The sequence below is a fragment of the Pseudomonas sp. HMSC063H08 genome, assembly GCF_001813645.1.
Lineage (GTDB): Bacteria > Pseudomonadota > Gammaproteobacteria > Pseudomonadales > Pseudomonadaceae > Pseudomonas > Pseudomonas aeruginosa.
Genome location: NZ_KV813626.1, coordinates 66,522 through 78,648, shown reverse-complemented (window position 1 = coordinate 78,648; position 12,127 = coordinate 66,522). Strand labels below are relative to the sequence as shown.

At 67.0% G+C, this 12,127-nt stretch carries 13 protein-coding genes; 5 read left to right on the top strand and 8 right to left on the bottom strand.

The window, feature by feature from the left end:
• Positions 1 to 8: 8 nt before the first annotated feature.
• The 3 genes from siaB to siaD are packed head-to-tail and all read left to right on the top strand — an operon-like array spanning position 9 to position 1,792.
• Positions 9 to 551: a biofilm formation regulator kinase SiaB gene (siaB, locus tag HMPREF2924_RS32320; RefSeq protein WP_003083916.1), complete on the top strand. Its 543-nt coding sequence runs from the start codon at positions 9 to 11 to the stop codon at positions 549 to 551.
• Positions 552 to 577: 26 nt separating this feature from the next.
• Positions 578 to 958 carry a biofilm formation regulator SiaD modulator protein SiaC gene (gene siaC, locus HMPREF2924_RS32315; RefSeq protein WP_003083913.1) on the top strand — a complete coding sequence of 127 codons (381 nt, stop codon included), beginning with the start codon at positions 578 to 580 and terminating at the stop codon, positions 956 to 958.
• A 6-nt stretch (positions 959 to 964) separates the two neighbouring features.
• Entirely contained in the window at positions 965 to 1,792 is an 828-nt protein-coding gene (gene siaD, locus HMPREF2924_RS32310; protein WP_003083910.1) for a biofilm formation regulator diguanylate cyclase SiaD, read from the top strand.
• Positions 1,793 to 1,798: 6 nt separating this feature from the next.
• Here the strand turns inward: siaD and HMPREF2924_RS32305 are convergent, their stop codons facing one another.
• The 4 genes from HMPREF2924_RS32305 to HMPREF2924_RS32290 form a co-directional block, all read right to left on the bottom strand.
• Positions 1,799 to 2,389 (bottom strand): IMPACT family protein, encoded by a 591-nt coding sequence (locus HMPREF2924_RS32305; RefSeq protein ID WP_003102213.1) that lies wholly within the window; start codon positions 2,387 to 2,389, stop codon positions 1,799 to 1,801.
• Between the two features lie 5 nt (positions 2,390 to 2,394).
• Entirely contained in the window at positions 2,395 to 3,060 is a 666-nt protein-coding gene (locus HMPREF2924_RS32300; RefSeq protein ID WP_003083903.1) for a TetR/AcrR family transcriptional regulator, read from the bottom strand.
• A 92-nt stretch (positions 3,061 to 3,152) separates the two neighbouring features.
• The gene (locus tag HMPREF2924_RS32295; RefSeq protein ID WP_003102211.1) at positions 3,153 to 4,559 is read right to left on the bottom strand and encodes a uracil-xanthine permease family protein; all 1,407 of its coding nucleotides are present in this window, start codon (positions 4,557 to 4,559) and stop codon (positions 3,153 to 3,155) included.
• A 244-nt stretch (positions 4,560 to 4,803) separates the two neighbouring features.
• Positions 4,804 to 5,640 (bottom strand): outer membrane protein OmpK, encoded by an 837-nt coding sequence (locus HMPREF2924_RS32290; protein ID WP_003083898.1) that lies wholly within the window; start codon positions 5,638 to 5,640, stop codon positions 4,804 to 4,806.
• 68 nt (positions 5,641 to 5,708) lie between these two features.
• Here HMPREF2924_RS32290 and HMPREF2924_RS35715 point away from each other — a divergent pair, with 68 nt between their 5' ends.
• Complete coding sequence (locus HMPREF2924_RS35715; protein WP_109233049.1) at positions 5,709 to 5,966, top strand: hypothetical protein; 258 nt, start codon at positions 5,709 to 5,711, stop codon at positions 5,964 to 5,966.
• Between the two features lie 345 nt (positions 5,967 to 6,311).
• Here HMPREF2924_RS35715 and HMPREF2924_RS32285 read toward each other — a convergent pair whose 3' ends face one another.
• Complete coding sequence (locus HMPREF2924_RS32285) at positions 6,312 to 7,928, bottom strand: gamma-glutamyltransferase family protein (RefSeq protein ID WP_003128380.1); 1,617 nt, start codon at positions 7,926 to 7,928, stop codon at positions 6,312 to 6,314.
• A 77-nt stretch (positions 7,929 to 8,005) separates the two neighbouring features.
• Between HMPREF2924_RS32285 and HMPREF2924_RS32280 the strand changes: the two genes are divergently transcribed.
• Entirely contained in the window at positions 8,006 to 8,803 is a 798-nt protein-coding gene (locus HMPREF2924_RS32280) for an AraC family transcriptional regulator (RefSeq protein ID WP_003083886.1), read from the top strand.
• A gap of 28 nt (positions 8,804 to 8,831) precedes the next feature.
• Here the strand turns inward: HMPREF2924_RS32280 and HMPREF2924_RS32275 are convergent, their stop codons facing one another.
• The 3 genes from HMPREF2924_RS32275 to HMPREF2924_RS32260 all read right to left on the bottom strand — a co-directional run bounded on the left by HMPREF2924_RS32275 (position 8,832) and on the right by HMPREF2924_RS32260 (position 11,992).
• Positions 8,832 to 10,166: an OprD family porin gene (locus HMPREF2924_RS32275; protein ID WP_003112121.1), complete on the bottom strand. Its 1,335-nt coding sequence runs from the start codon at positions 10,164 to 10,166 to the stop codon at positions 8,832 to 8,834.
• 586 nt (positions 10,167 to 10,752) lie between these two features.
• Positions 10,753 to 10,938: a hypothetical protein gene (locus HMPREF2924_RS32265; protein ID WP_003083879.1), complete on the bottom strand. Its 186-nt coding sequence runs from the start codon at positions 10,936 to 10,938 to the stop codon at positions 10,753 to 10,755.
• 115 nt (positions 10,939 to 11,053) lie between these two features.
• Positions 11,054 to 11,992, bottom strand: coding sequence for a LysR family transcriptional regulator (locus HMPREF2924_RS32260; RefSeq protein ID WP_003083876.1), 939 nt, complete (start codon positions 11,990 to 11,992; stop codon positions 11,054 to 11,056).
• Positions 11,993 to 12,127: the final 135 nt, after the last annotated feature.

Sequence of the window (12,127 nt, the reverse complement as noted above, 5' to 3'; positions counted from 1 at the left end):
GGGCACCCATGGAAACGCTAGACCTGCTGGCCATGCGTGAAAGCTACACCCGCCAACGCATCCTGCTCTGCTTCAACGGACCGATCTCGCGCAGCCTGATCGAGGAGATAGGCCACGCGCTGCGCAACTACCTGCACGCCGAACAGGCCAAGCCGAGCGAAGCGATGGACGTCTTCGCGGTGTACATCGAGATGACCCAGAACATCCGCCACTACGCCAATCTCAAGGGCTACGGCGAACACGAGGCGGCGGCCACGGTAGCCATCGCCCGCAACGAGGACGGCCACTACGTGGTGTCCGCCGGCAACCTGGTGGAACGCGACGACGGCCAGAGCCTGGTGCGCAGCATCCAGGCCATCGCCAACCTCGACAAGGCCGCCCTCAAGGCCGCCTACAAGGAGCAGCTACGCCGCCCGCGCGACAGCGGCTGCGCCAGCGGAGCCGGTCTCGGCCTGCTGGACATCGCCCGCAAGTCCAGCGAACCACTGGCCGCATCGCTGAAGGAACAGCCCGACGGGCGCGCCTTCTTCAGCCTGCGCGCCGTGATCTGACCCCGTGTTTTAGGAAGAACACCATCATGAGTGACCTGCACATACCCGGCACCCAGTCCACGCCCGCCATCCAGGGCGACTGGCAGGCCGGACGCCTGTCCATGCAAGGCGATTCCTACCCGGAAAACTCCTATGAACTGTTCGGCCAGGTGATCGACTGGGTCGAGCGCTTCCTCGCCGACGGGCAGCGGCCGCTGGAACTGGACCTGCGCCTGCTGTACCTGAACACCAGTTCGATCAAGGCCATGATGGACATCCTCGACCTGCTCGAAGAGGCCCACCAGGGCGGTCGCCCGGTCAGCCTGCGCTGGCACTACGACCGGCGCAACGAACGGGTCGCCGAGCTGGCCGAGGAGTTCCGCGAGGATTGCAGCTTCCCCTTCGCAATCCAGGCCCACGACGAGTAGCCGACGATGAGCCGCGAACGCGAACTGGACGCCTGGATCGACGGCCTGCTGGCCGATCCGCAGTTCCACGGACATCCGCTGCACCAGGCGCTGGCCCGCCTGCGCCAGCAATCGCTGGAGCAACTGGTGCGGCTGGAGCGCATCGCCCGGATCTCCGACGGTTTCCAGTCGATGGCGCGGGAGCAGAACCTGTCGCTGTCCGAGCGCTACCACAAGCAACTGCGGCGCCTGGAAAAGGTGGCGCGGATCTCCGACCGCTACCAGCAGATGATGCGCGACCTCAACCTGGCGCTGAAGGAAGCCTCGATCCGCGACCCGCTGACCGGCCTGCCCAACCGACGCATGCTGCTGGAGCGCCTCAGGGAGGAGAACGAACGCTCCCAGCGCCACGGCCAGAGCTACGTGCTGGCGATGCTCGACGTGGACTTCTTCAAGCAGGTCAACGATACCTGGGGCCACGACAGCGGCGACCGGGTGCTGGTGGAAATCGCCCGGGCCATGGAGTCCGAGCTGCGCGAATACGACCTCTGCGGCCGCTGGGGCGGCGAGGAATTCCTCCTGCTGCTGCCGCAGACCCGCCTGCAGGACGCCGGCCCGGTACTCGAGCGGGTGCGCGACAGCGTACGGACCCTGGCGGTACGCGTCGGCACCGAGGCGCTGAGCGTCACCGCCAGCGTCGGCGTCACCGAACACCGCATCGGCGAAACCTATTCGCAGACCGTCAATCGCGCCGACGCCGCACTGCTCGACGCCAAGCGCAGCGGCCGCGACAAATGCGTGTTCGCCGCGCTCCCGCCGCTTCCTGCCCCTTCCCGCCCGGCTCCAGCGCGCTGAGCCTCCTCAGGCGTCCAGCCGCTGCGGCCGCACCTGGCCTCGGCTGAGGTCCACCAGCAGCGCCTGAAGCGCCTCGAAGCGCGCCACCGGCAACTCCAGGGTCAGGACGACGCCGTCGGCGCCGTAGTCTTCCGCCGCCACGCTGGCGCCCAGCGCCAGGCTGCGCGCCTTGAGCAGCGCGTGGTCGGCGAAGGCACAGGCGAAGCGCACCCGGCAGCGCTCGACCAGCTCGCTGCGCGGCGCCTGCTGCAGGCACTTGGCCGCGCCGCCGCCATAGGCGCGGGCGAGGCCGCCGGTGCCGAGCTTGATGCCACCGAACCAGCGGCTGACCAGCACCGCCACGCAGTCCATGTCCTGTCCCTCGATGGCCGCCAGGATCGGCCGCCCGGCGCTGCCGCCGGGTTCGCCGTCGTCGCTGAAGCGATACTGCGCGCCGCACTTCCAGGCCCAGCAGTTGTGTCCGGCGGAAGCGTCGCGGTGGGCGGCGATGAACGCCTGCGCCTCGTCCTCGTCGGCCACCGGCGCGGCGATGGTGTGGAAGCGGCTCTTGCGGATTTCCTCGCGGTATTCGGCGAGGCCTTGCAGGGTGCTCGGCATCGCGTTCAGGCCGCCGGCGGGGTCAGTCCGCAGCCCTTGAGGATGATCCGCACCAGGTTGTCGGCGGCGGCGGCGAAGTCCTGCCTGGACATGCGCTTGCGGCCGGTGACCAGGCCGATCTGGCTGGCGAAGTCGGCGTAGTGCTGGGTGCTGCCCCAGAGCAGGAAGATCAGGTGCACGGGATCCACCGGGTCCATCCGGCCGGCGGCGATCCAGGCCTCGAAGACCGCGGCGCGGCCGCGGAACCAGCTGCGGTAGTCCTGGTTGAAATGCGCGGTGAGGCACTCGCCGCCGCTGATGATCTCCATGGCGAAGATCCGCGAGGCCAGCGGGTAGCGGCGGGAGAACTCCATCTTGGCGCGGATGTAGCGGGCCAGCGCCTCGGCCGGATCGTCGTCGACGCCGAGGGTGTTGAAGGTACTGTCCCAGAGTTCGAGGATGTTGCTCAGCACCGCCGTGTAGAGGCCCAGCTTGTTGCCGAAGTAGTAGTGCAGGTTGGCCTTGGGCAGGCCGACGTTCTGCGCGATGGTGTTCATGCTGGTGCCCTTGAAGCCGTGGCGGGCGAACTCCTCCTCGGCCGCGGCGAGGATCGCCTCCTCGTTCTTCTGGCGGATGCGCCCGGCCGGCTTGTCGCGGGCGGCCGGGTCGTGGGCGGGCACTGTCAGGGTCATGCGCAGGTTTCCATCGGCGTGATCCCCGCGTTGATACCCCAGCCCGGCCGCGGGACACAAGCCAGGCGCGGAAAAATTTGCAAACGCCCGTATCAACCCAGCGGCTTGCGCCAGCGCGCCAGGGCGCCGCCCTTCGCGCTGGCCTGCGCCGCTTCGGCAACGCGCTCCTCGGGCAGCAGCAGATTGAGCAGGATGGCGGTGATGCCGCCGCTGGTGATCGCCGAGTCGAACAGGGTCTTCACCACCGCCGGCATCTGGTCGAGCAGGGTCGGCTGCGCGGCCACACCGAGGCCGACGCCGAACGAGGCGGCGATGATCAGCACGCTGCGGCGGTCCATCGCGGTCTGGCCGAGAATGCGGATGCCGGCGGCGGCGACGCTGCCGAACATCACCAGGGTGGCGCCGCCGAGCACCGGCTTGGGGATCTGCTGGAGGATCGCGCCGACCCAGGGGAACAGGCCGAGCGCCAGCAACACGCCGCCGATATAGATCCCGACGTGCCGGCTGGCCACCCCGGTGAGCTGGATCACCCCGTTGTTCTGCGCGAAGGTGGTGTTCGGGAAGGCGCTGAAGGTGGCTGCCAGCAGGCAACTGACGCCGTCGCCGAGCACCCCGCCGCGCAACCGCTGCAGGTACGCCGGCCCCTCCAGGGGTTGCCGCGAGAGCATGCAGTTGGCGGTCAGGTCGCCGACCGTCTCGATGCTGCTGATCAGGTAGATCAGCGCCACCGGCAGGAAGGCCATCCAGTCGAAGGCGAAGCCGAAGCGGAACGGCTGCGGCAGGCTGACCAGCGGCAGCTCGGGCAACGCCCGCGGAACGAACAGGCCGGTCGCCCAGGCCGCCAGGGTACCCAGCGCCAGGCCGATGACGATGGCGGCCAGGCGCAGCCAGGGCAGGCGCGAGCGGTTCAGCAGGACGATGCTCAGCAGCACCAGCGCGCCCAGCGCGAGATTGGCCGGTGCGCCGAAGTCCGTGGCCCCGGCTCCGCCGCCGAGGTCGGTGATGCCGACCTTGATCAGGCTGACGCCGATCAGGGTGATGACGATGCCGGTGACCAGCGGCGTGATCACCCGGCGAAGATGGCCGAGGAACCGACTGAGGACGATCTGCACGAAGGCGCCGAAGAAGCACACGCCGAAGATCATCGCGAGGATCTCCTCGGGACCGCCGCCGCGCTGCTTCACCAGCATCCCGGCGGCCAGCACGGCGCCGAGGAAGGCGAAGCTGGTGCCTTGCAGGCAGATCATCCCGGCGCCGATGCCGAACGGCCGGCGCGCCTGGATCAGGGTGCCGGCGCCGGAAACCATCAGCGCCATGCTGATCAGGTACGGCAGGTGCTCGCCGAGGCCGAGCAGCGAGCCGATCACCAGCGGCGGAGTGACGATGCCGACGAAGCTGGCCAGCACGTGCTGTAGCGCGGCAAGGAAGGCGGGAAGCGGGCGCGGCCGGTCGTCGAGGCCGTAGATGAGGTCGTTGGGGCGTTGGTCTTCGCTGTGCATCGGGGCCGTCTCAGGGTGGCGCTCCTCGGGCGGCGAGGAGGATGCACGGCTTCTGCAAAAAGCTGTCCAGGTGATCAGCTTATTCCTGCCGCTCAGGCTGCAGGGCGCGCCCGGCGTGGGTCGAGCGGACAACGGGAGGCAAACGCAAGGATCACGGAGGCGACCGTCGCGCACCGTACCGATGCACGGCGCGCAATGACGGGGCGCGCTGGCGGGGCCGGGCCGGCAGCCCCGCGCGACGGACTCAGAAGTGGTACTTGACCAGGAAGCTGGCGGTGTTCTGGTCGGTGGTGAAGTACTGCGAGTCCTTCACACCGTACTTGTCGGACCAGTAGTCGTACTCCAGGCCCACGTACAGGTGCTTCGCCTCGTAGCCGAGGGCCTTGCCCAGATCGTACTTGACCTGTGGGTTGAAGTGCAGGTTGGCGTGGTAGTCGCTCTGGTTGCGGCGGCTGGTGCTGGCGCTCTTGTTGTTGATCACCCAGTCCATGTAGCCGTCGATGAGGATGTCGGAGTTGCCCACCGGAATGGTGTAGGACCACACCGGGGTGATCTGCCAGGCGCCGGCGCGCACGCGGTTGCCGTCGGGCTTGCGGTAGTAGAAGTTGAGCTGGAAGTAGTCGAAGCCGGGGATCGCCAGGTCGAAGCCCGGGCCGAGCAGGTAGGCCTCGGTGTCGCCTTCGCCGAACTCGTAGGTGCCGGCCAGCAGCACGTCCTTCACCGGGCCGAAGGAGAGGTCCGCTCCGGTGAGCTTGCCGAAGCTCAGGCGCGGAGTGATCTCGCCGTAGTAGGTGTTCTTGCCGTTGCTGGCGTCTTCCTTGCCGTTGTAGTTGATCTGGTCGAAGAAGATGAACAGGTCGCCCCAGGTCCAGCCGCTGGCATGTTCCAGGGTGAAGGTCTGCTGGATCGGCGGGTTGATCTTGAAGTTCTTGCCGTAGAGGTAGGTCAGGCTCTCGTTGTGCCAGAGCAGCGGCCCCGAGTCGGTCTCGTGGGTCGGCGTCATGTCATGGTCTTCGGCGACAGCCTGGCCTGCGGCCAGCAGCCCCCCGGCTAGCATCACGGTGGCGAGTGTGCGGCTCATTGAAACGCTCCTGGAGTGAATAGCTTTTTTTCTAGTGGGCGAACCTGTCCGAGCGGTCAGGCCTCGCCATGGATAGCAAGAACGAAGCCAAGACGGCGCGGGCGCTTCGCCGGGTTTCCAACGGCGAAGGGAACGCCTGTTTTTTCAGTGTTCTGGACAAAGGCGGCGAAATGCCTCCAACCTCTCTACGACGGCAAAAACCTGACCCCAAGGACAGTTTCTGCCTTGCGCTGGTGCGTGGTCGGGAGGGGCGTGCTCGACTTTGGGATGGCAGCGCGAAGAAAACTGGATACACAAAAGCGTTTTGTGACAAAAAGAATCAGTAGGATTTTGTACACAAAACACTGCGTGGTATTTCTACACATCACCGCCCCGGCGTTCGGGCGAGAAGCGGCGCGGATGATGCCAGAGACGACGGGCGGAATTCATCCCCGAATGGGGTTTTTCGTCGGGTTTCAGGACGCCCGGGCGTAAATTCGCCAGGGCCTGGGAGACTCCGGTGGCATGACATCCAGAAGGCGCTCTCGATGTCGCGTAGCGGAGCGCGCTCGAGTACGGGTCGCCTGGCAGCCTATGCCTGCCGGGACTTCTTGCTTCGCCATCCGCAGGGCGGATACGCCTTGGGCATTATCCGCCGGACAGGTCTCCCCGCCTCACCCACATGGGTCCCCTCACCACACCGCGATCTGCGAATCGGTGCGCGGCTCGGTGCCGCCACAGAGCACGCCGCTGGCCGGGTCGCGCAGGACGATCTGGCCGCGCCCGTAGCTGGTCGAGTCGTAGGCGATCTCCACCTGGTGCCCACGCTGCGCCAGCTCCGCCGCCAGCGCGCGCGGCGCGGCATGTTCGATGCCGACGCGCAGCCCGCCCAGCCACTGCCAGCGCGGCGCGTCGAGGGCAGCCTGGGGGTTGAGGCCGAAGTCCACCAGGTTCATCACCATCTGCACGTGGCCCTGCGGCTGCATATAGGCGCCCATCACGCCGAACGGGCCGAGCGGCACGCCGTCCTTGCTGAGGAAACCGGGAATGATGGTGTGGAAGGTCTGCTTGCCCGGCTCCAGGCAATTCACGTGGTCCGGATCGAGGCTGAACTCGGCGCCGCGGTTCTGCAAGGCGATGCCGGTGCCGGGCACCACCACGCCGGAGCCGAAGCCGTGGTAGTTGCTCTGGATGAACGAGACCAGGTTGCCCTCCTCGTCGCCACAGGCCAGGTACACCGTGCCGCCCGGCCTCGGCTGGCCGGGGCTGGGATCGAGCGCGCGCTCGCCGATCAGCGCACGGCGGCTGGCGGCGTAGTCCTCGTGCAGCAGTTCCTCGACCGAGACCCGCATCGACTGCGGCTGGCTGATGTAGTGCAGCCCGTCGACGTACGCCAGCTTCATCGCCTCCAGTTGGCGATGCCAGGTCCGCGCGCAGTCGCGCTCGCCGAATTCGAAGCCCTTGAGGATGTTCAGGGTCATCAGGGCGATCAGGCCCTGGCCGCTCGGCGGAATCTCCCAGACGTCATAGCCACGGTAGTTCAGCGAGATCGGTTCGACCCACTTCGCCTGGTAGCCGGCCAGGTCCTCCGCGCGCAGGTAGCCGCCGCTGCGCTCGGCGTGGCCGACGATGGCCCTGGCCAGCTCGCCGCGATAGAAGCTTTCGCACTGGCTGCGCGCCAGCTCGTCCAGGGTGTCGGCCTGGCCCGGCTGGCGGAACACCTCGCCAGCGCGCGGAGCCCGGCCGTCGATGAGGAACTCGTCGAACCAGGCCCGCAGCTCGGGCCGCTGCGGCAACGCCGCACGGAACTTGTCCAGGCCGCTCTGCCACAGGCGGGCGATCACCGGCGAGACCGGAAAGCCATCGCGAGCCAGCTCGATCGCCGGCCGCAGCAGTTGTTCGAACGGCAATTTGCCGAAGCGCCGCGACAGTTCGGCCCAGGCCGCCGGACAGCCCGGCACGGTGACCGGCGTCCAGCCGTACAGCGGCATCCGCTCGTGGCCGGCGGCGCGCACCCGCTCGCGATCGAGCAGGCCCGGCGCGCGCCCGCTGGCGTCCAGGCCGTGCAGACGGCCGCGGGTCCAGACCAGGGCGAAGGCATCGCCGCCGATCCCGCAGCCGGTCGGCTCGACCACCGTCAGCGCGGCGGCGGTGGCGATCGCCGCGTCGATGGCGTTGCCGCCACGGCGCAATATCTCCAGCCCGACCTGCGCCGCCTGCGGCTGCGAGGTGGCGACCATGCCGCGGCGGGCATGGACCGGCGAACGTTGCGAGGCGTAGGGAAGCGCGTGGGCGGAGAAGTCGAGCATCGGCGTGGGCTCCGGGAAACTTGAGGCGGCAGGTTAGCCCTGCCAGACTCTGCCGACTAGCGACACGACGCCAAGTCATGACGATGAACGGACAGCCTGCGGAACTGCACCGCCCGATTCCCACCCTCGCCCGCCTGCCACGGCCGGTCTACGCGCGCGCCGAAAGCCTGCGCGCCGGCTCCTGGACCTCGCGCCACCGGCACGCCTGGGTGCAGCTTTCCTACGCCATCAGCGGCGTGCTCGGCGTGCATACCGCCGAGGGCAGCTTCTTCGCCCCGCCGCAGCGGGCGATCTGGATTCCGGCGCAACTGGAACACGAGGTGGTCACCTCCACCCGCGCCGAGATGCGCAGCCTGTACATCCGTGGCGACGCCTGTGCCTGGGCGCCGACGCGCTGCCGGGTGCTGGAGGTGACGCCGCTGGCGCGCGAGCTGATCAAGAGTTTCTGCGAGTTGCCGGTGGACTACCCGGAGGGCGACAGCGCCGAATCGCGGCTGGTGCAGGTGCTGCTGGACCAGTTGCGGCTGCTGCCGGAGGTCGCCTTCTCCCTGCCGATGCCGCGCGAGCCGCGCCTGCTGCGGCTGTGCCAGGCACTGATCGACGAACCGACCCAGAGCCTGACCATGGGCGACTGGGCGCAGCGCCTGGGCACCTCGGAAAAGACCCTGTCGCGCCTGTTCCAGCGCGAGACCGGGATGAACTACCGGCTCTGGCGCCAACGCCAGCGCCTGCTCGCCTCGCTCAACGCGCTGGAGGCCGGCGACAGCGTCACCGGCGCCGCCCTGGACAGCGGCTACGACTCGACCTCGGCCTACATCGCCGCCTTCAAGGGACTCTTCGGCTTCACTCCCGGCGAACTGTTCCGCCAGCGCTGAGCCCGGCGAAGGGCCCAGCGCGCGGGGCTCAGAACACGTCGATGGGATAGTCGACGATCACCCGGTATTCGTCGATGTCGTTGTCCACCGCGCTGTAGCCGCCGGTGCCGCGGTGGGTGGCCCAGCGCAGGCGCAGCGAGAGGTCCTTGGCCGGACCGCCCTGGACCACGTACTGCAGGTCGAGGTCGCGTTCCCAGTGCTTGGCGTTCTTGCCGTCGGCGCTGTACCAGCCGCCGTAGCCGGGGCTGTCCGGATCGACCCGGGTCAGGTCCAGCTTGCCGCGCGAGTACGAGGCCGAGGCGCTCAGGCCGGGCAGGCCGAGGGCGACGAAGTCGTAGTCGTATTGCAGCTTCCAGGACTTCTCGTTGGGACCGTTGAAGTCGGAATACTGCTGCGAGTTGTCGAGGAAGATGCTGTCGCCCTGGTTGATGTAGTCGAACGGCGTGTTGCCGTTGACCTTCTGCAGCACCGCGGTGACGGTGTGTTGCTTGTAGCCGACCGCGAAATGCAGGCTGTAGGTGTTGTTGTCGATCCGGCCGAGCAGCGAGTCGCCGCTGTCGACGGTCTTGTAGTAGTGCGCGCCGGGGTTCAGCGACCAGTTGTCGTCGATCTCGTAGGTGTAGTCGACGTCGGCGTAGTACTGCTTCCAGACGTTCTGCAGTTCGGCGGCGTACAGGCTGCTGGTGAAGCCCTCGATACCGCCCCAGGTGCCGCCCAGCCAGCTGAGATGATGGCTGTCGCGGTCGCCCGGCAGTTCGCCGTAGTACGAGCCGAGGCGACGGTGGCCGCTCTGGTTGTAGTACTTGGTGAAACTGACCTGGCCAGCCGTGAGGGTCAGGTCCTCGAAACTGTTGTTGGTCAGGCTCACGCCGCGGAAGGTCTGCGGCAGCATGCGCGACTCGCCGCCGGCGACCACCGGGTTGCTGAGGAACTGGTCGCCCAGCTTCAGCTCGGTGTCGAAGGCGCGGATCTTCAGCGCCGCCCCGCCACTGGAGAACTCATCGGGCGCCTTGCCGGATTCGTAGCCTTCCTTGCTCGGCGCGGTGATCGGCAGGATGCTGGTGCCGCCGGTACCGCCGCCGCCGTCGAGCTTCAGCCCGAGCATGCCGTAGGCGTCGACGCCGAAGCCGACCACGCCGGGCGTGTAGCCGGACTGAAAGGTGGCGATGAAGCCTTGCGCCCATTCCTTGCTGTCGTGCCCGGAAGCGTGCCGGCGGTCATGGTTGAAGTAGTAGTTGCGGGTCAGCAATTGGAGGCTGGAGCCTTCGATGAAGCCTTCTTTGGCTTCCCCCTCATCGGCCCAGGCGGCGGACGCGGTGCACAGCGCCAGCGCCATCGGCGTCAAGGCGAACAGATTCCTCATTGCGGTTGCTCCTTCTTACAGCGTGGTGAAATCCGGCAAGGCCGGAAAGCGTGTTGTGGTGTCGTTCCCGGCGACGCTTCTGCTGGCGTCGCGCGGGCGATCGCTCCCATGGGGCGCCCAGCCGGGCGCAACCCGAAAAAAAAGGCCGCTGGTATCAGCGGCCTTGAGAAGACGTCGAATAGGAGCAATCAAAGTTCGGCGTCGGGAAGTCTTGCCAGTGTATTTCCGGACACTGGAAACCGGCTGGAACACAGTCGGACTCTTCTACTGAAAGTCTCTTCGACTCATCGGGCTTTAGGCTTTCCACGTCCCGCTCTTGCATGGCGAGATCGATGAAGACAGAACGAATATCGTCGACAGCCAGCGACAATTATCCATTGAGCTGGCGCGATTATATTTTTTTGCCACTATCGGAAAAACCCGATATCCAACGAAAGTCTTTTACATATTCTGCAAGAATTGTCCGAACGGTCAGGAAGGCAAAAAAAACGCCGCATATCATATGCGGCGCAAGGACAGGGTACCCAGGCTCACGCTTCCCGAGTACCCGGGGGAAGCCATGGCGCGGCTGGCGCCATGCGCTAGATCAGGAGTCGCTGCGGGCCCCGGCCTGCGCGGCGGAGGCGGAAAGTTCCTGCTGGTGCTCGATGGCCTGCTGGTTGGCGTCGACCATGCGGTTGGTCATCAGCGAGGACTCTTCGGCGAAACCGGCCTGGGAAAATGCGAGGGAAAACAAACTGAGTATGGCGGCAGCAAGGATCTGGCGATTCATGGCGGGTCTCCGATGACACCCTGTTCACTTGGGACAGGCGCCATATTAGTTAACCGCCATGCTCGGAAAAATAGCCAAACAGACGAGAGAGTATTACCTCAATAACAACAATCCTTCACTGTGCCCAGTAACTTGAACTTTGCATGGTGGTTTCGTCGCGGGCGAATGCCTGGGGAAGTTCCTGTTGCAACAGATCGACCCAGGTGCGGATCTTCGCGTCCAGGTAACGCCGCGAGGGATACAGCGCATAGATGGTCCGCTCGTGCATGGCATGGCCGGGCAACACCCGTAGCAGCTCGCCGTTGCGCAGCGCCGCGGCCGCCACGTAGCTGGGCAGCAGGGCGATGCCGAGGTCGGCCTTGGCCGCCTGGGCCATGACCTCGGCGACATTGACCATGAAGGTGTTCTGCGGGCTGACGGTGCGCTCGCCCTGCTCGTCGGCGAAGATCCAGCCCTCCGGGTAGGCCGGATCCTGCAGGCGCAGGCAGACGTGGCGCTCCAGGTCGTCCACCGAGCGCGGCACGCCGTGCTGTTGCAGGTAGCCGGGACTGGCGCAGAGTACGCTGTGGATGCTGCCCAGGCGCTGGGCGACGAACTCCGAGTCGGGCAACTGGCGCTCGCCGGTGATCAGCACGTCCTGGCCTTCCTCGAGCATGTCCGGGTTGCGCTGGGACAGGGTCAGCTCGATCACCACGTCGGGGAACAGTGCGCCGTAGCGGGCGATCATCGGCACCAGGTGATGCTGGCCCATGCCCATCAGCGACTGCACGCGCAAGCGGCCGCAGGGGCGGATGTGCGCGCCGGCGGCTTCGGCCTCGGCGACCTCGATGTCCTCGAGGATCCCACGGCACCGCTCCAGGTAGCGCTCGCCGGCCTCGGTCAGGGCCAGGCGCCGGGTGGTGCGGTGCAGCAGGCGCGTCTGCAGGTGCGCCTCCAGGTCGGAGATCAGCCGCGATACCTGCGCGGTGGACAGGTCCAGGGCCTGGGCGGCGGAAGTGAAGCTGCCGCTGTCCACCACCCTGGCGAACACGCGCATGCCTTGCAATGTGTCCACTATTACCTCGGTTGCAAAACAGATTCGTAAATTGGTCGGATTTTCCCTGGCGCCGGGCTGCCTATACTGGCCGCCGTCGCCGTAGCAACGCCGGGCATACCCTGCCCGGCGTCGGGGCGGATGGCCCACCCACCG

Coding starts and splice junctions, on each gene's coding strand:
- HMPREF2924_RS32280 (WP_003083886.1), top strand. CDS start 8,006: ATGACGATGAACGGACAGCCTGCGGAACTGCACCGCCCGATTCCCACC.
- HMPREF2924_RS32305 (WP_003102213.1), bottom strand. CDS start 2,389: ATGCCGAGCACCCTGCAAGGCCTCGCCGAATACCGCGAGGAAATCCGC.
- HMPREF2924_RS32295 (WP_003102211.1), bottom strand. CDS start 4,559: ATGCACAGCGAAGACCAACGCCCCAACGACCTCATCTACGGCCTCGAC.
- siaB (WP_003083916.1), top strand. CDS start 9: ATGGAAACGCTAGACCTGCTGGCCATGCGTGAAAGCTACACCCGCCAA.
- HMPREF2924_RS32265 (WP_003083879.1), bottom strand. CDS start 10,938: ATGAATCGCCAGATCCTTGCTGCCGCCATACTCAGTTTGTTTTCCCTC.
- HMPREF2924_RS32275 (WP_003112121.1), bottom strand. CDS start 10,166: ATGAGGAATCTGTTCGCCTTGACGCCGATGGCGCTGGCGCTGTGCACC.
- HMPREF2924_RS32285 (WP_003128380.1), bottom strand. CDS start 7,928: ATGCTCGACTTCTCCGCCCACGCGCTTCCCTACGCCTCGCAACGTTCG.
- siaD (WP_003083910.1), top strand. CDS start 965: ATGAGCCGCGAACGCGAACTGGACGCCTGGATCGACGGCCTGCTGGCC.
- HMPREF2924_RS32290 (WP_003083898.1), bottom strand. CDS start 5,640: ATGAGCCGCACACTCGCCACCGTGATGCTAGCCGGGGGGCTGCTGGCC.
- HMPREF2924_RS32300 (WP_003083903.1), bottom strand. CDS start 3,060: ATGACCCTGACAGTGCCCGCCCACGACCCGGCCGCCCGCGACAAGCCG.
- HMPREF2924_RS35715 (WP_109233049.1), top strand. CDS start 5,709: ATGGATAGCAAGAACGAAGCCAAGACGGCGCGGGCGCTTCGCCGGGTT.
- siaC (WP_003083913.1), top strand. CDS start 578: ATGAGTGACCTGCACATACCCGGCACCCAGTCCACGCCCGCCATCCAG.